Annotated in this window: 19 protein-coding genes; 1 reads left to right on the forward strand and 18 read right to left on the reverse strand. The window is 69.4% G+C overall.

Going from position 1 to position 20134, the window contains the following annotated elements; all coding sequences use genetic code 11:
• Nucleotides 1-3: 3 nt before the first annotated feature.
• From rplB to rpsJ, 5 genes are read right to left on the reverse strand one after another with little or no spacing between them, the layout of a single operon-like run.
• Nucleotides 4-840 (reverse strand): 50S ribosomal protein L2, encoded by an 837-nt coding sequence (rplB, locus tag A6035_RS11585; protein WP_108847899.1) that lies wholly within the window; start codon nucleotides 838-840, stop codon nucleotides 4-6.
• Between the two features lie 31 nt (nucleotides 841-871).
• A complete protein-coding gene (gene rplW, locus A6035_RS11590) occupies nucleotides 872-1174 on the reverse strand; it encodes a 50S ribosomal protein L23 (protein ID WP_007628130.1) in 303 nt (100 codons plus the stop codon).
• Complete coding sequence (rplD, locus tag A6035_RS11595; RefSeq protein WP_108847900.1) at nucleotides 1171-1860, reverse strand: 50S ribosomal protein L4; 690 nt, start codon at nucleotides 1858-1860, stop codon at nucleotides 1171-1173. Before rplD ends, rplW begins: the two co-directional genes overlap by 4 nt.
• Nucleotides 1857-2522: a 50S ribosomal protein L3 gene (gene rplC, locus A6035_RS11600; protein WP_063971881.1), complete on the reverse strand. Its 666-nt coding sequence runs from the start codon at nucleotides 2520-2522 to the stop codon at nucleotides 1857-1859. Before rplC ends, rplD begins: the two co-directional genes overlap by 4 nt.
• Nucleotides 2523-2574: 52 nt before the next feature.
• Nucleotides 2575-2880, reverse strand: a complete 306-nt coding sequence (gene rpsJ / locus A6035_RS11605) for a 30S ribosomal protein S10 (RefSeq protein ID WP_003938093.1) — start codon at nucleotides 2878-2880, stop codon at nucleotides 2575-2577.
• 564 nt (nucleotides 2881-3444) lie between these two features.
• Between rpsJ and A6035_RS11610 the strand changes: the two genes are divergently transcribed.
• The gene (locus tag A6035_RS11610) at nucleotides 3445-3717 is read left to right on the forward strand and encodes a hypothetical protein (protein ID WP_108849249.1); all 273 of its coding nucleotides are present in this window, start codon (nucleotides 3445-3447) and stop codon (nucleotides 3715-3717) included.
• A gap of 110 nt (nucleotides 3718-3827) precedes the next feature.
• On the opposite strand, the gene tuf is transcribed toward A6035_RS11610, so the two are convergent.
• The 13 genes from tuf to A6035_RS11675 form a co-directional block, all read right to left on the reverse strand.
• Nucleotides 3828-5018 carry an elongation factor Tu gene (gene tuf / locus A6035_RS11615; RefSeq protein ID WP_108847901.1) on the reverse strand — a complete coding sequence of 397 codons (1191 nt, stop codon included), beginning with the start codon at nucleotides 5016-5018 and terminating at the stop codon, nucleotides 3828-3830.
• Nucleotides 5019-5194: 176 nt separating this feature from the next.
• Complete coding sequence (gene fusA / locus A6035_RS11620; protein WP_108847902.1) at nucleotides 5195-7306, reverse strand: elongation factor G; 2112 nt, start codon at nucleotides 7304-7306, stop codon at nucleotides 5195-5197.
• A gap of 195 nt (nucleotides 7307-7501) precedes the next feature.
• Nucleotides 7502-7972: a 30S ribosomal protein S7 gene (gene rpsG, locus A6035_RS11625; protein ID WP_007628146.1), complete on the reverse strand. Its 471-nt coding sequence runs from the start codon at nucleotides 7970-7972 to the stop codon at nucleotides 7502-7504.
• Nucleotides 7972-8343: a 30S ribosomal protein S12 gene (rpsL, locus tag A6035_RS11630; protein ID WP_007628148.1), complete on the reverse strand. Its 372-nt coding sequence runs from the start codon at nucleotides 8341-8343 to the stop codon at nucleotides 7972-7974. The genes rpsG and rpsL overlap by 1 nt, the downstream gene beginning before the upstream one ends.
• A 199-nt stretch (nucleotides 8344-8542) precedes the next feature.
• Complete coding sequence (locus A6035_RS11635; protein WP_108847903.1) at nucleotides 8543-9193, reverse strand: TetR family transcriptional regulator; 651 nt, start codon at nucleotides 9191-9193, stop codon at nucleotides 8543-8545.
• Nucleotides 9194-9204: 11 nt separating this feature from the next.
• Nucleotides 9205-10338, reverse strand: coding sequence for an NDMA-dependent alcohol dehydrogenase (locus A6035_RS11640; RefSeq protein ID WP_108847904.1), 1134 nt, complete (start codon nucleotides 10336-10338; stop codon nucleotides 9205-9207).
• Between the two features lie 82 nt (nucleotides 10339-10420).
• A complete protein-coding gene (locus A6035_RS11645) occupies nucleotides 10421-11239 on the reverse strand; it encodes an enoyl-CoA hydratase family protein (protein WP_108847905.1) in 819 nt (272 codons plus the stop codon).
• Between the two features lie 11 nt (nucleotides 11240-11250).
• Nucleotides 11251-12432 carry an acyl-CoA dehydrogenase family protein gene (locus tag A6035_RS11650; RefSeq protein ID WP_108847906.1) on the reverse strand — a complete coding sequence of 394 codons (1182 nt, stop codon included), beginning with the start codon at nucleotides 12430-12432 and terminating at the stop codon, nucleotides 11251-11253.
• A gap of 5 nt (nucleotides 12433-12437) precedes the next feature.
• Nucleotides 12438-14519, reverse strand: a complete 2082-nt coding sequence (locus A6035_RS11655) for an acetyl/propionyl/methylcrotonyl-CoA carboxylase subunit alpha (RefSeq protein ID WP_108847907.1) — start codon at nucleotides 14517-14519, stop codon at nucleotides 12438-12440.
• An 11-nt stretch (nucleotides 14520-14530) separates the two neighbouring features.
• Nucleotides 14531-16129, reverse strand: coding sequence for an acyl-CoA carboxylase subunit beta (locus tag A6035_RS11660; RefSeq protein ID WP_108847908.1), 1599 nt, complete (start codon nucleotides 16127-16129; stop codon nucleotides 14531-14533).
• Nucleotides 16126-17376 (reverse strand): acyl-CoA dehydrogenase family protein, encoded by a 1251-nt coding sequence (locus A6035_RS11665; RefSeq protein ID WP_279629895.1) that lies wholly within the window; start codon nucleotides 17374-17376, stop codon nucleotides 16126-16128. Before A6035_RS11665 ends, A6035_RS11660 begins: the two co-directional genes overlap by 4 nt.
• A complete protein-coding gene (locus A6035_RS11670; protein ID WP_108847909.1) occupies nucleotides 17373-19214 on the reverse strand; it encodes an acyclic terpene utilization AtuA family protein in 1842 nt (613 codons plus the stop codon). The genes A6035_RS11665 and A6035_RS11670 overlap by 4 nt, the downstream gene beginning before the upstream one ends.
• The gene (locus tag A6035_RS11675) at nucleotides 19211-20029 is read right to left on the reverse strand and encodes a TIGR03084 family metal-binding protein (protein ID WP_108847910.1); all 819 of its coding nucleotides are present in this window, start codon (nucleotides 20027-20029) and stop codon (nucleotides 19211-19213) included. Before A6035_RS11675 ends, A6035_RS11670 begins: the two co-directional genes overlap by 4 nt.
• Nucleotides 20030-20134 lie beyond the last annotated feature (105 nt).

Consider the following 20134-nt stretch of genomic DNA (forward strand, 5'->3'; position numbering starts at 1 on the left):
TCCTTAGCGCTTCTTACCGGTGCGACGGCGACGGACGATGAGGCTGTCGCTCGCCTTGTTGGGCTTACGGGTCCGGCCCTCGGGCTGGCCCCACGGGCTGACGGGGTGACGTCCACCGGACGTCTTGCCCTCGCCACCACCGTGCGGGTGGTCGACGGGGTTCATGACCACGCCACGGACGGTCGGGCGGACGCCCTTCCACCGCATGCGGCCGGCCTTACCCCAGTTGATGTTGGCCTGCTCGGCGTTGCCGACCTCGCCGATCGTGGCGCGGCAGCGCACGTCGACGCGGCGGATCTCGCCGGACGGCATACGCAGGGACGCGTACGTGCCCTCCTTGCCGAGCAGCTGGATACCGGCGCCGGCGGCGCGGGCCATCTTGGCGCCGCCGCCCGGGCGCAGCTCCACCGCGTGCACGACCGTGCCGGCGGGGATGTTGCGGAGCGGCAGGTTGTTGCCGGTCTTGATGTCGGCGCCTGCGCCCGACTCGACCTTCATGCCCTGCTTGAGGTTGCGGGGGGCGAGGATGTAACGCTTCTCGCCGTCCGCGTAGTGCAGGAGCGCGATGTTCGCGGTGCGGTTCGGGTCGTACTCGATGTGCGCCACGGTGGCGAGCACGCCGTCCTTGTCGTTCCGACGGAAGTCGATGACGCGGTACTGGCGCTTGTGCCCACCGCCCTTGTGACGGGTGGTGATGCGGCCGTGGCCGTTACGGCCGCCGGTCTTGCTCAGCGGGCGCAGCAGCGACTTCTCGGGCGTCGAGCGGGTGATCTCGGCGAAGTCCGAGACGCTCGAGCCGCGACGACCGGGGGTCGTGGGCTTGTACTTGCGGATAGCCATGAGGTTCTCTCGTCCTTAACTCTTCCCGCCGTCAGGCGGTCAGACCCGGGATCTCGATGGGCTTGCTGTCGGCCGCGAGGGTCACGATGGCGCGCTTGGTGCTCTTGCGCTGTCCGTACCCGGTGCGGGTGCGCTTGCGCTTGCCCTGACGGTTAGCGGTGTTCACGGACTCCACCGTGACGCCGAAGATCTCCTGGATGGCGATCTTGATCTGCGTCTTGTTGGCGTCCGGGGCCACCAGGAACGTGTACACGCCCTGCTCGAGCAGGCCGTAGGCCTTCTCGGAGACGACCGGGGCGAGGATCACGTCCCGGGGATCGGCGACGGTGCTCACTTGTCGGCCTCCTTCGCAGCCTTGCCGGCGAGCGAACGGCTCGCCTGCGTGACGAACGCGTCCAGAGCCTCGACCGAGAACACGACGTCGTCGGCGTTCAGGACGTCGTAGGTGTTGAGCTGATCCGGAGCGATCGGGTGGACATGATCGAGGTTGGCGGCGGAGCGCCATGCGGCGAGGTCCTCACGTCCGACCACGATCAGGAACTTCTTCCGGTCGGACAGGGTGCCGAGGAAGTCACGGACACCGGAGGTCGACGGCTTCTGACCCTCGACGAACTCGGTGACCACGTGGATGCGCTCGCTGGCGGCCCGGTCGGACAGGGCGCCGCGGAGAGCGGCGGCCTTCATCTTCTTGGGTGTGCGCTGCGAGTAGTCGCGCGGCTTGGGGCCGTGGACCGTACCGCCGCCGGTGTAGGCGGGGGCGCGGGTCGAGCCCTGGCGGGCGCGGCCGGTGCCCTTCTGGCGGAACGGCTTACGACCGCCGCCGCTGACCTCGCCGCGGGTCTTGGTCGAGTGCGTGCCCTGGCGCGCCGCGGCGAGCTGGGCCACCACGACCTGGTGCATCAGGGGCAGGTTGGGCTCAGCTCCGAAGATCTCGGCGGGGAGCTCGACCGAGCCGTCGGTCGAGCCGGCCGGGGTACGGACATCCAGCTTGAGGTTCACGGTGTTCTCCGTCGTGGTCATGCGCGCGCACCGCCCTTCACAGCGGAACGGACCATCACGAGGCCGCCGTTGCGACCCGGGATGGCTCCCTTGATGAGGAGGACGCCGGCCTCGGCGTCCACCTTGTGGACCTTGAGGTTCATGGTGGTCACGCGCTCGTTGCCCATGCGGCCGGCCATGGCCTTGCCCTTGAAGACACGGCCGGGCGTCGAGGCGCCGCCGATGGAACCCGGCTTACGGTGCACGGCCTGGGTACCGTGCGAGGCACCCTGACCGGCGAAGCCGTGGCGCTTCATGGTGCCGGCGAAACCCTTGCCCTTCGACGTGCCGGTGACGTCGACGAAAGCGCCGTCCTCGAACACGTCGGCGCCGATCTCCTGGCCGATCTCGAAACCGGCGGCCTGCTCGGCGTTGTCGAGGCGGATCTCGGCGATGTGGCGGCGCGGGGTGACCCCGGCCTTCTCGAACTGACCCGCGACCGGCTTGGTGACCTTGCGGGGGTCGACCGCGCCGAACGCGATCTGGACGGCGTTGTAGCCGTCGTTCTCTTCGGTACGAATCCCGGTCACGACGCACGGCCCGGCCTTCACGACGGTCACCGGGACCACCCGGTTGTTCTCGTCGAAGACCTGGGTCATGCCGAGCTTGGCGCCCAGGATGCCCTTGATCTCGGTGTTACTCATCTGTTCACTGTCTCCGCTGCACGTTGCTTACTGACCGCTACGCGGTCGGAGGTCACTGGATGTTGACGTCGACGCTGGCAGGCAGGTCGATGCGCATGAGCGCGTCCACGGTCTTCGGCGTGGGGTCGAGGATGTCGATCAACCGCTTGTGGGTACGCATCTCGAAGTGCTCACGCGAATCCTTGTACTTGTGCGGCGAGCGGATGACGCAGTAGACGTTCTTCTCGGTGGGCAGCGGCACCGGGCCGACGACACGAGCACCCGTACGGGTCACCGTCTCGACGATCTTGCGCGCCGAGGCGTCGATGGCCTCGTGGTCATAGGCCTTGAGCCGGATGCGGATCTTTTGTCCCGCCACTTCGTCCTCTTCTCCTCCCGCCCGTGAAGGCGGCTGTCGTGAGCGCCCTCGCCGCGCGGGGACACTGCTGTGTTCGCTTGTCATACGTGACACCGTCAGACCGTCGATAGCCCGGTCTCGTGCATCGGTGCCCGTCGTGGAGGGCTCCCCCGTGCACACACGTGACACGACTACGAGGCCTCCAGAGGACGGGAGTGCCGCACACTCGCGAGACGCGAGGATGACGGCGGACCGATCCGCTGCCGCTGTTGACGTGTCACGACGCGTCCACGCGGTCGGGCGTGTCGCCCTCCCGCTTTTCCGGCGGATGATCGCTCACCCGCCCTTGTCGTGCTCGCCCGACCAACCCGACACCGCGAACCGATCCGTGAGGACCCATACGCGGACGCCGACTTATCCGGGCAACTTGACCAGTATGCAGTACGTCGCCGCCGGGGGCAAAATCGGCGGCCCCGGCACCCGACGCCCGCGCCGTCTCAGACCGGACGGCGCCCCGGCGGACATCCCGACTTGGGTACCGTCGGGGAGATCAACGACCGCGTCCGCCCCCTAGGAGAGCTGCCCGTGAACAGTCGACGTGAACCCCGCGACCCGGTCGCCTATCGAAGGGACAGGCGGCAGGCGGTCCTCCGCCATCATCCCGACAAGGGCGGCGACCCCGACGCGCTCCTGCGAGCTCTCGAGGAGGTCGACAGGCGGCACGGCGTCGCCGGCAGCGGTCGCGGCGATCACGGCGCCAGTGCCGAACAGGTCGCCGCGGTCGCGGTCACGGCGTTCGCGGGGGTCGCCGCGGTCGGCCTCTCCGTCGCCATGAGCATCCTGGGACGCCGACGGTGACCGCCGCGGCTCCACCGCCTGCCGCGAATGCGTGAAGGGCGCCCCACCTCGCGGTGGGACGCCCTTCACGTGTGGTGCGAGTTGCTCACCCGCGCCGGGGGATCATTCGATCACTTGATGATCTTGGTGACCTGGCCGGCGCCGACGGTGCGGCCACCCTCACGGATGGCGAACCGCAGGCCCTCGTCCATGGCGACCGGCTGGATGAGCTCGACGCTCATCTCGGTGTTGTCGCCCGGCATGACCATCTCGGTGCCCTCGGGGAGGGTCACGACGCCGGTCACGTCCGTGGTACGGAAGTAGAACTGCGGACGGTAGTTGTTGAAGAACGGCGTGTGGCGGCCGCCCTCGTCCTTGGACAGGATGTACGCCTGGCCCTCGAAGTTGGTGTGCGGGGTGTAGGCGCCCGGCTTGATGACGACCTGACCACGCTCCACCTCCTCGCGCTTGAGACCGCGCACGAGCAGACCGACGTTGTCACCGGCCTCGCCGTAATCGAGGAGCTTACGGAACATCTCGATGCCCGTGATGGTGGTCTTGGTGGCCTTGTCCTTGATGCCGATGAGCTCGACATCCTCGTTCACGTTGATCTGGCCACGCTCGATACGACCGGTGACGACGGTGCCACGACCGGTGATCGTGAAGACGTCCTCGACGGGCATGAGGAACGGCTTGTCGGTCTCACGCTCGGGGTCGGGGATGGAGTCGTCGCACGCCTGCATGAGGTCGACGATGGCCTGAACCCACTTCTCGTCACCCTCCAGCGCCTTGAGCGCCGAGATCTGGACGACGGGGGCGTCCTCGTCGAACTCCTGCGAGGCGAGGAGCTCCCGCACCTCCATCTCAACGAGCTCGAGGATCTCCTCGTCGTCGACCATGTCGCACTTGTTCAGGGCGACGAGGATGTACGGCACGCCGACCTGACGCGCAAGCAGGACGTGCTCACGGGTCTGGGGCATCGGGCCGTCGGTGGCCGCCACAACCAGGATGGCGCCGTCCATCTGGGCCGCACCGGTGATCATGTTCTTGATGTAGTCGGCGTGACCGGGGGCGTCGACGTGCGCGTAGTGACGCTTCTCAGTCTGGTACTCGACGTGGGAGATGTTGATCGTGATACCACGAGCCTTCTCCTCCGGCGCCTTGTCGATCTCGTCGAACGCGAAGGCGTCGTTGAGATCGGGGTAGGTGTCCGCCAGAACCTTGGTGATGGCCGCGGTGGTGGTGGTCTTACCGTGGTCGACGTGACCGATGGTGCCGATGTTAACGTGCGGCTTCGTCCGCTCGAACTTCGCCTTCGCCACTTGTTGTCCTCCTGGACTTGTCTGTCCCCACCCGTCGAGGTGGGCACTGCATTGTGTGGGGTCTGATCTTACTCATCGTGCCGTGAGGCACGAACCGGCGGCCACCCGGAGGTTCGACCGTGCGCCGCCGGCATCGGCCCCGGCGCGCTTTCACAGACGCGCCGGAGCCGTACCGGTCACTCGCCGGTCGCCTTGGCGATGATCTCCTTGGCCACGCTCGCCGGGACCTCGGCGTAGTGGGAGAAGACCATCGAGTAGTTCGCCCGGCCCTGCGTCTTCGACCGGAGGTCGCCGACGTAGCCGAACATCTCGGACAGCGGCACGTTGGCCTTCACGACGCGGGCGCCGGAGCGCTCCTCCATCGCGTTGACCTGGCCGCGGCGGGAGTTGAGGTCGCCGATGACGTCGCCCATGTAGTCCTCGGGTGTCACGACCTCGACGGCCATGAGGGGCTCCAGGATCACGGGCTGGCACTTGCGGGCGGCCTCCTTGAAGGCCATCGAGCCCGCGACCTTGAACGCCATCTCTGAGGAGTCCACCTCGTGGTAGGCACCGTCGACCAGCGTGGCCTTGACGTTGACCATCGGGTAACCCGCGAGGATGCCGTATTGCATGGCGTCCTGGATACCGGCGTCCACGGAGGGGATGTACTCCTTGGGGACGCGGCCACCGGTGACCTTGTCGCTGAACTCGTAGGTCTCGCCCGCTTCCACGGCCTCCTGGTCCAACGGACCGAGCGCGATCTGCACCTTCGCGAACTGACCGGAACCACCGGTCTGCTTCTTGTGGGTGTAGTCGTACTTGTCGATCGAGCCCTTGATGGTCTCGCGGTACGCGACCTGCGGCTTACCGACGTTAGCCTCGACCTTGAACTCGCGCTTCATACGATCGACCAGTACGTCCAGGTGCAGCTCGCCCATTCCGCCGATAACCGTCTGACCGGTCTCGTCGTCCAGGCGCACGGAGAAGGTGGGGTCCTCCTCGGCGAGCTTCTGGATGGCAGTGGACAGCTTCTCCTGGTCAGCCTTGGTCTTCGGCTCGATGGAGACGTCGATGACCGGGTCCGGGAAGGACATCGACTCGAGCACGATCTGGTCGTTGAGGTCGCACAGCGTATCACCGGTGGTGGTGTCCTTGAGGCCGATGAACGCATAGATATTGCCGGCCACTGCTTCGTCGACCGGGTTCTCCTTGTTGGCGTGCATCTGAAAGAGCTTGCCGACGCGCTCCTTCCTGCCCTTGGTCGAGTTCGCGACCTGGGCACCCGGCTCGACCCGACCCGAGTACACGCGGACGAAGGTGAGCTTGCCGAAGAACGGATGGACGGCGATCTTGAACGCCAGCGCGGAGAACGGCTCGTCCTTGGCGGGCTTTCGGGAGAGCTCGATCTCCTCGTCGCCGACCTTGTGGCCGTGGACCTCTCCGATGTCGAGTGGGGTCGGGAGGAAGTCGATCACCGCGTTGAGCATCGGCTGGATGCCCTTGTTCTTGTAGGCGCTGCCGCACAGCACCGGGTAGACCTCGGACTTGACGGTGAGCTCGCGAACCGCGGCCTTGATCTCCTCGACGCTGAGCTCCTCACCGCCGAAGTACCTCTCCATGAGCTCTTCGCTGCTCTCGGCAACGGTCTCGAGCAGCTTCTCGCGGTACTCCGCCGCCCTTTCCTGCAGGTCCGCCGGAATCTCCTCGACGGAGGCGTCGGTGCCGATCTCGGTCTTGCCGCGCCAGAGGTAGGCCTTCATCTCGATAAGGTCGACGATGCCGTCGAACTGGTCCTCGGCACCGATCGGCAGCTGCAGCACCAACGGCTTGGCACCGAGCCGGTCGACGATGGTCTGGACCGTGTAGTAGAAGTCCGCGCCCAGCTTGTCCATCTTGTTGACGAAGCAGATGCGGGGGACGTCGTACTTCTCGGCCTGACGCCACACCTGCTCGGACTGGGGCTCGACGCCCTCCTTGCCGTCGAAGACGGCCACGGCACCGTCGAGGACGCGCAGGGAGCGCTCGACCTCAACCGTGAAGTCGACGTGGCCCGGCGTGTCGATGATATTGATCTGGTTGTCGTTCCAGAAACAGGTCACCGCGGCGGAGGTGATGGTGATGCCGCGCTCTTTCTCCTGCTCCATCCAGTCGGTAGTCGACGCGCCGTCGTGCGTCTCCCCGGCCTTGCGATTAACACCCGTGTAGAACAGGATGCGCTCGGTCGCGGTGGTCTTACCGGCGTCGATGTGCGCCATGATGCCGATATTTCGGACCTTGTTGAGGTCGGTCAGCACGTCCTGTGCCACGGATTCTCCCGATTGTGAGTCGTCGGTGGCCCGTGCGGTCGGTGTCGACCGTCCGAACCGGGTCGGTGTTACTGCCGGTACCCGCACTCGGTACGGCCGGTACGGGCCTTGTTCAATACTGCCACCCGCCGGGTGACCACGGGACCCTGGCCGGGGGGTCGTCGCCGACGCCCGCCCCGGCAGGGCCCCACCGGATCACCAGCGGTAGTGCGCGAACGCCCGGTTGGCCTCGGCCATCTTGTGCGTGTCCTCACGACGCTTGACCGCGGCACCGAGGCCGTTGGAGGCGTCCAGGATCTCGTTGGCGAGGCGCTCGACCATCGTGTTCTCGCGACGCTGCCGGGAGAAGGTCACCAGCCAGCGCATCGCCAGGGTCGTCGAACGACCGGGGCGGACCTCGACGGGCACCTGGTAGGTGGCGCCGCCGACACGACGGGAGCGGACCTCGAGCGCCGGGCGGACGTTGTCCAGGGCCTTCTTGAGGGTGATGACCGGGTCGGTTCCGGTCTTCTCGCGGCAGATCTCCAGCGCCGAGTACACGATGCGCTCGGCGGTGGTCTTCTTACCGTCGAGGAGGATCTTGTTGACGAGCTGGGTGACCAGCGGCGACCCGTAGACCGGGTCGTTGATGAGCTGGCGCTTCGGGGCGGGACCCTTACGAGGCATTACTTCTCCTTCTTGGCGCCGTAGCGGGAGCGGGCCTGCTTGCGGTCCTTCACACCCTGGGTGTCGAGCGAGCCGCGGATGATCTTGTAACGGACACCCGGGAGGTCCTTCACACGACCGCCACGCACGAGCACCATCGAGTGCTCCTGCAGGTTGTGGCCCTCGCCGGGGATGTAGGCGGAAACCTCGACGCCGCTGGTCAGGCGCACACGGGCGACCTTACGGAGCGCGGAGTTCGGCTTTTTGGGGGTCGTGGTGTACACGCGGGTGCAGACGCCGCGACGCTGAGGCGAACCCTTGAGGGCAGCCGTCGACGTCGCCGACTTCTTGTCCTGGCGGCCCTTGCGGACCAGCTGGTTGATGGTTGGCATGAACCGACTTTCTCTAGCTGGCGGCTTCGTCAGGGGAAACCACCGGTCTCTGGGACATTGCTCGTATTCGGACTCTCGCGCGCCCGTCGCCGCGCACGAACGACCTCGTCGGCCGCTCTCGCTGGCCTACAGGGCACGATCCTCCAGCTCGCGTACTGCGAGCACGATGGTCAAGCCTAACCGTCCACAGGAGTGGCGGTCAAAATGAGGCGTTCGCGACATCCCCGGTCGACCACTCGGGCGTCTCGACGAGGACGCCGTCGAGGGTCTGCGCCCAGAACCGCACGATCTTATCCCGACGCTCGGAGTCGTCGGACAGGACGTCGGCGAGGCCGAGTCCGCGGGCGAGGTCGAGGGTGGTCTGGAGTCCGCGGCGCACGCGGACGTCGCCGGCATCGCGACCGAGGGCGGCGGCGGCGATCGCGAGGACCTCGCGCGACATGTGGTTCTCGAGGGGCAGGACCCTGTCGCGGAGCGCCGGGTCGCTCGCTGCGGCGGTCCAGACGTGCAGGGCGGCCTTGAACAGGTCCGATGTGTAGTGCTGGACGATGAAACCCACCACGGCGACCGTGCGCTCGGGGCCGGGCTCGGGCAGATCGAGCCCGCCACGGCGGACGTCGGAGATGCGCTGTTCGATCATGTGTCCGAGCGCGGCGGTGATGAGATCCTCGCGCGTCGGGAAGTGGTGTTGGGCGGCGCCCCGGGAGACGCCGGCGGCGGCGGCCACCGCGCCCACGGTGGTCGCCGCCCACCCCTGGGTGGCGAGGAGGTCGATGGAGGCACCGAGCAGGCGCTCCCGCGTGATGCGGCTGCGGTCCTGCTTGGGCACGCGCTGCTCTGGTGCCGTCATCGGTCCTCCTGTTACCAGTCCTGCTCGTCGTAGATGATCACACCGCGGAGGTTCTTGCCGTCGCGCATGTCCTGGTAGCCCTGGTTGATCTCCTCGAGCCGGTAGGTCTTGGTGATGAGTTCGTCGAGCTTGAGGTTGCCCGCCCGGTACTGGTGCAGCAGGTGCGGAATCTGCTTGCGCGGACCGGTGCCGCCGAAGATAGCCCCCTGCAGGGTCTTCTGCTGCATCGCCAGGTCGAGGATCGAGATCTGGGCGTCGACCGCGTTCATGTCGCCGAGCCCCACCACCACGCACCGTCGACCCTTACCCGTGAGCAGTAACCCCGGAAGCAGGTCCTTGCCCTCGACCACGCCCATCGTGAGGATGACGAGGTCGGCCATGCGGCCCCAGCTGATCTCCCCCACCAACCCCATCGCCTCGTCCATCGAGGCACAGGTGTGGGTCGCGCCGAACTCCATGGCCTTCTCCCGCTTGAACTCGACGGGGTCGACCGCGACGATCGCGCGGGCGCCCGCGGCCGCCGCGCCCTGCACGGAGTTGATGCCGATGCCGCCCACGCCGACGACCACGACGATGTCGCCCTCCTTGGCGCCGCCGATCTCCGTGGCGGATCCCCAGCCCGTGCACACGCCACACCCGAGCAGGGCCGCCTTGTCGAGGGGGATGTCCTTCTCGATCTTGATGACCGACGACTGGTGCACCGTGACGTGGGGCGCGAAGGTGCCGAGGACGCACATGGTGGCGACGTCGGTCCCGTCCGCGGTGTGGACCCGGTACCCGCCGTCGCTGATCGCCCGCCCGCTGAGCAGGCCGGCGCCGTTGTCGCAGAGGTTCTGCAGCCCCTCGGAGCAGGGCGGGCAGGTCCCACAGGCGGGGATGAAGGCCAGGACGACGTGATCGCCCTCCTCGAGCCCGATCACCCCCTCCCCCACCTTCGTGATCACGCCGGCCCCCTCGTGGCCGCCCATGATCGGGTAGGACTCGAACTGCAGGTCGCCGGTGAGCAGGTGCTCGTCGGAGTGGCAGAGGCCTGACGCTGCCAGCTTGATCTGGACCTCCCCGGCTTTGGGATCGTCGATGTCGACGTCGACGATCTCCCAGCCGTCCTGCTTCGGCTCCCGGATGATGGCGGCCTTGGTGCGCATTCGCGTCTCCTCGGATGAGAAAGGGTGATGAGCGAGAAAGGGTGATGTGACACCGGTCACGTGACCAGTGTCGCAGTTCAACCTACTCTGACTCTGCTGCCCAGGAGGGCTGTCTGCGTTCCAGGAACGCCGTCATCCCCTCGGCGACCTCGGGGGTGCCGAACAGGCGGGCCGTGACGCCCGCCAGGTCCTCGCCCCGGGCATCCAACTCGGCGAGCAGTGGTGCGCTGAGCAGGGCCTTGTTCTCCCGGAGGCCCTGCGGGGAGCAGGGCCTGAACGCCGCGACGAGCTCGTCGACGGCGGCGTCGAGGTCCTCCACGGCCTCGGAGAGCAACCCGATCGCACGTGCGTGGTCGGCATCGAACTTCTCGCCCGTCAGCAGTGCCCGCGTGAGGTCACGCGAGTTCACGCGCGCGGCCAGCGGTACCGAGATCATGGCCGCGGCGAGGCCGAGGCGGACCTCGGTCAGTGCGAACGTCGAGGCCGGGGCGGCCAACGCGAAGTCGCATGCCGCCACCAGTCCCATCCCGCCTGCACGGACGTGACCGTCGACGGCCGCGATCACGGGCTTGGGATGGGACGCGATCGCCCGCAGCAGTCCCAGGAAGATCCGGGTCCGCTCGGCCGCCCGGTCCTCGGGGCTCCCCTGACCCGATGACGCCTCGGACAGGTCCGCCCCGGCGCAGAACGTGCCGCCCGCGTGCCCGAGCACCACCACCCGCGCGGCGTCCTCGCCGGCCGCGCGATCCAGCGCGGCGTGGAGTTGCTCGACGAGTGCCGTGGAGATGGCGTTCCGGTTGTGTTGCGAGTCGAGGGTGAGGCGGGCGGCACCGCCGGAGACCTCGTAGCGCACCAGGGTCCGACCGGCCCCGGCCTGATCACTCACGGCTCGTTCACTCATGTCGCGGCCTCTCAGTAGCTCTTCGGCAGCCCGAGCGAGTGCTGCGCCACGTAGTTGAGGATCATCTCCCGGCTCACCGGCGCGATGCGGGGCAGCCGGGACGCGGCGAGCATCCCCGCCAGGCCGTACTCGACCGACAGTCCGTTGCCGCCGAGGGTCTGGATGGCCTGGTCGACCGAGCGGGCCGAGACCTCTCCGGAGGCGTACTTGGCCATGTTCGCGGCCTCCCCGGCGAGGTCGTCGCGGCCGGCGTCGACCAGGGCGGCGGCCTTGCGCATCATCAGCCGCGCGAGTTCGAGCTCGATCTTGCACTGCGCGAGTGGATGGGCGACGCCCTGGTGTGCGCCGATGGGGGTCTTCCACACGGCGCGCTCGTTGGCGTACTTCGTGGCCCGGTCCAGGGCGAAGCGCGCGGTGCCGCACGCCATCCCGGAGGCCATGATGCGCTCGGGGTTGAGGCCGGCGAACAGCATGAGCAGGGCGGTGTCGCCGTCGCCGATGAGCGCCTCGGCGGGCACGCGGACGTCGTCGAAGTACAGCTGGAACTGCCGCTCGGGAGTGCGGACCTCGGTGGGGATGTGCGTCCGCTCGAGGCCGGGCGCGTCGGTGGGGACCATGAACAACGCCGGTTCGAGCCGACCGGAGGTGGAACCCTCGAGACGCGCCACGACGAGGATCGCGTCGGCCTGGTCGACGCCCGAGATGTACGTCTTCTGGCCGGAGATGAGGAAGTCCGAGCCGTCGCGACGGGCGGTCGTGGTGATGGCGTGCGAGTTGGACCCGGCGTCGGGCTCGGTGATCGCGAACGAGGTGATGGTCTCCCCCGACGCGATGCCGGGCAGCCAGCGCTTCTTCTGCGCCTCGGTGCCGAACCGCGAGATGATGGTGCCGTTGATCGCGGGCGAGACCACCATCATGAGCAGCCCGGCGCCGGCGGCGGAGAGCTCCTCCTCGACGATCGCGAGCTCGGTCATCCCGGCGCCGCCACCGCCGTACTCCTCGGGCAGGTTCACGCCGAGCAGGCCGAGCTTCCCGGCCTCGGTCCACAGCTCGTCGGTGGTCTCGCCCGCGTCGGACTTGGATCGCATGTACTCGAGCCCGTATCGGCAGCCCAGGTCGTAGGCGACCTTCCGGAGCTGGGCCTGCTCGTCGGTGTCGATCACAGGGTTGGGGATCGGTGAGATGTCGGTCATCGCGGTCACTCCTGGGCGGTGGTGGTGTCGGTACCGACGCTGTCGGTGGCGGCGCCGTCGGTATCGGTGCCGTGGGTGTCGGTGGCGGGTTCGGTGACGACGGCGAGGACCGTTCCCGACTCGACCTGGGTGCCGACCTCCACGGGGAGCTCGGTGACGATGCCGTCGACGGCGGCCGCGATGGTGTGTTCCATCTTCATGGCCTCCATCCACAGCAGGGGCTGGCCCGCGGTGACGGTGTCCCCGACGGAGACGGCCACCCGGATGACCGAACCCGGCATGGGTGCGAGCAGGGACCCCGCGGCGACCTCGGCGGCCGGGTCTGTATAGCGCGGCGGTTCGACGAGCGAGACGGGCCCGAGCGGCGAGTCGACCTCGACGACGGTGTCCGCGCCCGGGGTCTCGTAACGCGCCACGGTGAACACCCGGCGCACCCCCCGGACCGCGAGGACGGCGGAGTCGGCGGACACGTCCTCGATGCTGACGACGTCGGCGAGCTCACCGTCCGGGCGGGGGCCCGAGCGGTCGCGGAGGTAGCTCACCTCCAGTTCGTCCTCACCGATCCGGAACGTCCGCTTCTGGAGGGTGCGACCGACGTTGCGGAAGCCGGCCTGCGCCAGGGCGACGGGGCCCGCCGCGTGGTCGGCCGTGCCGGATACGACGGCGGCGGCCAGGGCGGAGATCTGCACCGCCTCCGCGTCGGCGAGCGGCGCGGCCAGCGACTGGGCACCGTGATCGTCGAGGAACGCGGTCGACAGGTTTCCGGCGATGAACTCGGGGTGCCGCAGCACGCGCACGAGCTGGGCGCGGTTGGTGGTCAGGCCGTGGACCTTCGCCCGGGACAGGGCACCGGCGAGCGATACGCAGGCCTCGGTCCGGGTGCGGCCGTACGAGATGACCTTGGCCAGCATGGGGTCGTAGTGCACGCCGATCAGCGCGCCGTCCGGGCCGGGTTCGACACCGCTGTCGAGGCGGATGCCCGGGTGGTGCGGCCCGGAGAACCGCGACGAGACGCCGGGGACGTCCAGCGCCCACAGGGTCCCCGACCCGGGCGTGTAGTCGTTCGCGGGGTCCTCGGCGTACAGGCGGGCCTCGAGGGACCAGCCGTGGGCGGCCGGGGGCTCGGCCGACGGCAGCGGCAGGCCAGCGGCCACGTCGAACTGGAGGGCGACGAGATCCAGGCCGGTGGTGGCCTCGGTGACCGGGTGTTCCACCTGGAGGCGGGTGTTCATCTCGAGGAAGAAGAACTCGCCGTCGTCGGTGGCCAGGAACTCGACCGTGCCGGCCCCGGTGTACCCGATCGCGGCGGCGGCGTCCCGCGCCGCCTCGTAGAGCTTCTCCCGCATGCCCGGGGTGCGCTCGACGAGCGGGCTGGGGGCCTCCTCGATGACCTTCTGGTGTCGGCGCTGGATGGAACACTCGCGCTCCCCCACCGCCCAGACGGTGCCGTGGGCGTCGGCCATCACCTGGACCTCGATGTGCCGGCCGCGCTCGAGATAGCGCTCGCAGAACACCGCGTCGTCGCCGAAGGCCGACCCGGCCTCGCGCTGCGCGGCGGCGATCTCGTCCTGCAGAGAGTCAAGGGTGCGGACGACGCGCATGCCCCGACCACCGCCACCGGCGGAGGCCTTGATCAGGACGGGGAGCATGTCGGAGGTGACGTCGGCGGGTTCGAGGTCGGTGAGCATCGGCACGCCCGCGTCGGCCATCATCTTCTTAGCCTCGATCTTTGAGCCCATGGCCTCGATGGCGGCGACGGGCGGACCGACCCAGGTCAGACCGGCGTCGATGACGGCGCGGGCGAACCCGGCGTGCTCGGACAGGAAGCCGTACCCGGGGTGGACGGCGTCGGCGCCGGCGGCCTTCGCGGCCTCGACCACCAGGTCGCCGCGCAGGTAGGTCTCTCCCGGGGTGTTGCCCGGCAGGCGGACGGCGGCGTCGGCCTCGCGGGTGTGGGGAGCGTCCGCGTCGGCGTCCGAGAAGACGGCGACGGTGCTCATGCCGAGCGCGCGGGCCGTGTGGTGGACGCGCCGGGCGATCTCGCCGCGGTTGGCCACCAGGACGGACGTGATGGGTGTGGTGCTCATGGTCTCGTTCCTCACATCCGGAAGACGCCGAAGCGGTCGGTTCCGGCGACCTCTCCGGAGTGGATCGCGGACAGGCTGAGGCCCAGCACCGTCCGGGTGTCGCGGGGGTCGATGACGCCGTCGTCGTAGAGCATCCCGGACAGGAACGCCGGCAACGACTCCTTCTCGATCTGGTCGGCGATGGCCGCCTTGAGCCCCTCGACGGTCTCGGGGTCCATCTCCTCCCCACGGGCGGCCGACGCGGCGGCCGCCACCGACGTGACGACGTCGGCGAGCTGCTGGCCGCCCATGACCGCGGACTTGGCGCTGGGCCAGGAGTAGAGGAACCGCGGGTCGAAGGCGCGGCCGCACATCCCGTAGTGGCCGGCGCCGTAGGACGCGGCCGTGATGAGCGACAGGTGCGGGACCTCGGAGTTGGAGACCGCGTTGATCATCATGGCGCCGTGCTTGATGATGCCGCCGCGCTCGTATTCCGAGCCGACCATGTAGCCGGTGGTGTTGTGCATGAACAGCAGCGGGGTGTCGTAGCGGTTGGCCAGTTCGATGAACTGCGTGGCCTTCTGTGCCTCCTCGCTGAAGAGCACGCCGCGGGCGTTGGCGATGATGCCGATCGGGTAGCCGTGGATCTCGGCCCACCCGGTGCACAGGCTCGCGCCGTAGAGGGGTTTGAACTCGTCGAAGTCCGAGCCGTCCACGATGCGGGCGATGATCTCGCGCGGGTCGAAGGGGATCTTGAGATCGTCGGGCACGATCCCCAGGAGCTCGTCGGCGTTATACAGCGGCTCGATCACGTCGGTGCGCGGTGCGCGCCCGGCCTTGGACCAGTTGAGGCGGCGGACGATGCCGCGGGTGATGCGCGCGGCGTCGGACTCGTCGACGGCGAGGTGGTCGGCCAGCCCGGAGACCCGCGCGTGCATGTCGGCGCCGCCGAGCGTCTCCTCGTCGGCGATCTCCCCGGTCGCGGCCTTGACCAGTGGGGGTCCGGCCAGGAAGACCTTGGACCGCTCCTCGATCATGACGACGTGATCGCTCATGCCGGGCACGTAGGCGCCGCCGGCGGTGGAGTTGCCGTACACGACGGCGATGGTGGGGATGCCGGCCTTGGACAGGCGGGTCAGGTCGCGGAAGAGGCCACCGCCCGGGACGAAGACCTCCTTCTGCGTGGGCAGGTCTGCGCCGCCGGACTCGACGAGGCTGATGACCGGGAGCCGGTTCTTCATGGCGACGTCGTTGAGTCGGAGGATCTTGCGCAGCGTCCAGGGGTTGGAGGTGCCGCCCTTGACCGTGGGGTCGTTGGCGATGAGCAGGCACTCGACACCGGAGACGACCCCGATGCCGGCGACCACGGAGGCGCCGGTCTGGAAGTCCGAGCCCCACGCGGCGAGCGCGCACAGTTCGAGGAAGGGCGACTCGCGGTCGAGGATCATGTCGATCCGCTCGCGCGCGGTGAACTTGCCGCGCTCGCGGTGGCGGGCGACCTTGCGCTCGCCGCCGCCGGCCAGCGCCGGTTCGAGGTCGGTGGCGAGCTGGTCCAGCTTGCCCTCCATGGCCTCTCTCGCTGCGCCGAACTCGGCGCTCGTGGTGTCCAGTGTGGACCGCAGGATCGTCATGCCGTGTACCCCAAACGTCGTCCGGCGAGGGTGGTCAGGATCTCGGTGGTGCCGCCGCCGATGCCGAGGAGTCGGACGTCGCGGTACTGGCGGCTCACCTCGGACTCGGCCATGAAGCCGAGACCTCCGAAGAGCTGCACCGCCTGGTTGGCGACCCATTCGGCACACTCGACGGCGGTGTTCTTGGCGAAGCAGACCTCGGCGATGGCGTCGTGCCCGGCGACGGCGAGGTCGGCGCAGCGGTGCGTGTACGTGCGGGCCACGTCGACGCGACGGGCCATCTCGGTGACCGTGTTCTGCACGGCCTGGCGCGACAGCAGCGGGCGCCCGAAGGTCTCGCGCTCGCGGACCCAGGCCAGGGTGAGGTCGAGGCAGCGCTGGGCGTGCGAGTAACCCTGGGCGGCCAGCGCGATCCGCTCGCCCACGAAGCCGATGGCGATCTGCGCGAACCCGTCGTTCTCCGCGCCGACGAGGTTCTCGACCGGCACCCGGCAGTCGGTGAAGGTCAGCTCCGCGGTGTCCGAGGCGCGCCAGCCCAGCTTCTCCAGCGGGGCCGAGCGATGGAACCCCGGGGTGTCGGTGGGGATCACCAGGAGGCTGACGCCGGACGCATCGGGTAGGCCCTCGCCGCCGGTGCGGACCGCGGTGACGACGAAGTCGGCGCGGGTTCCTGAGGTGATGTACGTCTTGGCGCCGTTCACGACGTAGTGGTCGCCGTCCCGCCGGGCACTGGTGGTCAGGTGCCCGACGTCCGAACCCCCGCCGGGCTCGGTGATGGCCAGGGAGCCGATCATCTCGCCGGCCAGCGTGGGGCGGACCCACCGGTCGATCTGGTCGGGGCGTCCGGACTGGGCGAGGTGGGGGGTGGCGATGCCGCAGGTGAACAGGGAGGCGAAGACCCCGCCGGACACGCCGGCCTCGTGGAGGGCCTCGCACACGATGAGGGAGTCGCGCATGTCTCCCCCGCCGCCACCGACCTCCTCGGGGAACGACACGCCGAGCAGGCCGAGATCCCCGGCCGCGCGGTGCAGGTCGCGGGGGATCGCTCCGGCGGCCTCCCACTCGTCCTGGTGCGGCAGGATCTCGCGCTCGGCGAAGCGGGTCGTGGTCTCGCGCAGGGCGAGACGTTCGTCGGTGTACCAGGGGTCCCCGGGTACATGGGGTGGGACGGTGGGGGCTGTACTGCGTGGGACGGTGGGGGCGGTACGGCGTGGGACGGTGGGGGCGGTACGGCGTGGGATGGTCACGCGTTCTCCTCGGCGGCCGCGCGGGCGGCATCGGCGGTGGTGGGCACGGGGGCGGTGATGGAGTCGGGGATGTCGACGTGTCGGGAGCGCAGCCACTCGGCCAGGCCCTTGGCCTGCGGGTCCCAGCGGTAGCCGTGGGCGACGCCCTTGCCGAGGAGACCGTCGATGACGAAGTTCACCGCGTGCAGGCGCGGCAACTCGTAGCGCTCGATCGGCAGGTCGGCGGCCTCGGGCAGCAGGCGGCGGAGCTCGTCGACGGTGAGCGTGGCCAGCATCCAGCGGTAGGCCTGCTCGTCACCGGCCCACAGTCCGATATTGGCCGTGCCGCCCTTGTCACCCGAGCGGGCGCCGAGGACGTCGCCGAGAGGGCGACGGCGGACGGGGCCGGAGGGCGGGACGTAGGCGTCGAGCGGGGCCCCGTCGGCGCCGAGTCCGTCGGAGGCGTGGCCGTCGCCCATCTCCCCGGTCCGCGCCGGCGGCTCGATGTCGACGCGGGTGCCGTCGGGCAGCACGGCCACGTGCGGCACCTCGGTCTGCGGGAGGTAGGCGGGGATGTAGACGCCGTACGGTCCGCCGCGGCCGGGCGGCCCGCTCGGGGTGGCCCCGGGGTAGCTGGAGAGCGTCATCGCGACGGCGGCGTCGGAGAACGCCCGGCCCACCACGTCGGAGTCCGGATCCCAGGCGACGATGGTCATCATGGCGGTCGCGGCGGCCTGGGTGTCGGCGTCGGGGTGATCGGTCCGGTGCAGACGGAAGTCGAGCTGGGCGGGTTCCCGTTCGAGGCCGGCGCGGAACTGCCGCTCGACCAGGGCGGCCTTGTCGGAGATGTCGAGGCCGGTGAGCAGGAAGGTGACCTCGTTGCGGAACCCGCCGAGGCACGTGACGGACACCTTGGTGGCGGGCGGGGCGGGCTCGCCGACGACTCCGGAGATGCGGACGCGGTCGGTGCCCTCCTGCTCCACGACGGCGGTGTCCAGGCGGGTGACGACGTCGGGGCCGCCGTAGCGCGCCCCCGTGACCTCGTACAGCAGCTGCGAGGTGACGGTGCCGACGGTCACGGCGCCGCCCGTGCCGGCGTGCTTGGTGATGATCGAGGTGCCGTCGGCGGAGATCTCCGCGATCGGGAACCCGGGGGTCACCGGGTCGGCGATCTCGCCGCGGTTGAAGAAGGCGTAGTTGCCGCCGGTGGCCTGGGTGCCGCACTCGATGACGTGGCCCGCCGCCGTGGCACCGGCGAGCGCGTCGAGGCCGTCGCGGCCCCAACCGAAGTGGCTGATGGCCGGCCCCACGATGACCGAGGCGTCGGTGACGCGGCCGGTGACGACGATGTCCGCGCCCGCGTCGAGGCAGCGCGCGATCCCGAACGCACCGAGGTAGGCGTTGGCGGTGACGGGGACGCCGGCGACGGCCGGGATGTCGAGCTCGGAGACCCTGGACATGAGGTCGTCACCCTCGACGTGCGCGACGACCGGCGACAGTCCGAGACGCGTACCCAGCTCGCGGATCGCCTCGGCCAGTCCGGCCGGGTTGAGGCCGCCCGCGTTGGCGACGATCTTCACGTTCTTCTCGAGCGCGAGCCCGAGGCAGTCCTCGAGCTGGCGGAGGAACGTCTTGGCGTAGCCGAGCTCGGCGCTCTTCAGCCGGTCCCGGCCCAGGATGAGCATGGTCAGCTCGGCCAGGTAGTCGCCGGTGAGGACGTCGAGCTCGCCGCCCTCGAGCATCTCGCGCATCGCGGAGATGCGGTCGCCGTAGAACCCCGACATGTTACCGACGCGGAGCGGAGGCACCGTCGACTCAGGGCCGACGCGCAGCGGCGCCGACGTGGTGGATCCGGTCATGCCCGCTCTCCCTTCTCGCGGCCGCCGCCGGGGAGGCCGGCGAATGCCTGGGCGATGCGCAGCCACTTCTCGGCGTCGGCGCCGACCGCCTCGAGGGCGGTGTCCTCGCGGTGGACGCGCTGGGTGACCAGCAGGCAGAAGTCGAGGATCGGCCCGGTGACGCGCTGCTCGGCGTCGGCGGGACCGAACTCGACGACGGCGCCGTCGGCCTGCGTGAGCGCGACATACACCTCGGAGGCGGGGGCCTCGAGGCCGTTCATCATGTACGCGAAGGCGCGGGTCTTCCATCCCAGCCGGGCGACGTGCGGGAGGGCTCCCACGAACGCCGGGTCGGAGTCGACCGGGACGCCGAGCGCGTCGGCCACGTCGACCCCGTGGGCCCAGGTCTCCATGATCCGCGCGGTGGTCATCGACTTGGGACGCATCGGCGGCCCGAACCACGGGATCTTCTCCCCCGGGTCCGCGGTCTCGAGAGCGTCGGCGAGCTCACCGCGGGCCCGACGCCAGCGCGCGAGGACCTCGTCGCGGCCGGTGGCCGCGATCTCGGCGGCGCCGACGTCGACGAACCCGGTCGGGTCGGCCTCGGCCTTCTCGACGACCGACCGGAAGGCGTCCGCGTCGCGGATGGCGGTGACCGAGACCTCGTCGGTCCAGGCCAGGTGGGCGATCTGCATGCCGACGTCCCAGCCCGCGGCCGGGGTGTCGGTGTTCCAGCCGTCGACGCCGGCGGCCTCGACGAGCTCATCCAGTCGGGCGTTGAGCGCGGCGAGGGCCGCGTGCGGATCCTCTGTGACGGAGATCTCGGGGTTCGTCATGTGATCACGATGACATCGCTCCACGAAAAAAGCAAGCGTGATTGTTTGCTTTTCGGCCGGGCCTCCGCCAGCCTGGCATACGGTGATGAGCGTCACAGTCACGCC

The sequence above is a fragment of the Dietzia lutea genome (assembly GCF_003096075.1).
Classification (GTDB): Bacteria; Actinomycetota; Actinomycetes; order Mycobacteriales; family Mycobacteriaceae; genus Dietzia; species Dietzia lutea.

Coding starts and splice junctions, on each gene's coding strand:
- rplB (WP_108847899.1), bottom strand. CDS start 840: ATGGCTATCCGCAAGTACAAGCCCACGACCCCCGGTCGTCGCGGCTCG.
- A6035_RS11645 (WP_108847905.1), bottom strand. CDS start 11,239: ATGAGTGAACGAGCCGTGAGTGATCAGGCCGGGGCCGGTCGGACCCTG.
- rplC (WP_063971881.1), bottom strand. CDS start 2,522: ATGAGTAACACCGAGATCAAGGGCATCCTGGGCGCCAAGCTCGGCATG.
- A6035_RS11635 (WP_108847903.1), bottom strand. CDS start 9,193: ATGACGGCACCAGAGCAGCGCGTGCCCAAGCAGGACCGCAGCCGCATC.
- A6035_RS11640 (WP_108847904.1), bottom strand. CDS start 10,338: ATGCGCACCAAGGCCGCCATCATCCGGGAGCCGAAGCAGGACGGCTGG.
- A6035_RS11650 (WP_108847906.1), bottom strand. CDS start 12,432: ATGACCGACATCTCACCGATCCCCAACCCTGTGATCGACACCGACGAG.
- rpsL (WP_007628148.1), bottom strand. CDS start 8,343: ATGCCAACCATCAACCAGCTGGTCCGCAAGGGCCGCCAGGACAAGAAG.
- A6035_RS11675 (WP_108847910.1), bottom strand. CDS start 20,029: ATGACGAACCCCGAGATCTCCGTCACAGAGGATCCGCACGCGGCCCTC.
- A6035_RS11655 (WP_108847907.1), bottom strand. CDS start 14,519: ATGAGCACCACACCCATCACGTCCGTCCTGGTGGCCAACCGCGGCGAG.
- A6035_RS11670 (WP_108847909.1), bottom strand. CDS start 19,214: ATGACCGGATCCACCACGTCGGCGCCGCTGCGCGTCGGCCCTGAGTCG.
- rplD (WP_108847900.1), bottom strand. CDS start 1,860: ATGACCACGACGGAGAACACCGTGAACCTCAAGCTGGATGTCCGTACC.
- A6035_RS11660 (WP_108847908.1), bottom strand. CDS start 16,129: ATGACGATCCTGCGGTCCACACTGGACACCACGAGCGCCGAGTTCGGC.
- rpsG (WP_007628146.1), bottom strand. CDS start 7,972: ATGCCTCGTAAGGGTCCCGCCCCGAAGCGCCAGCTCATCAACGACCCG.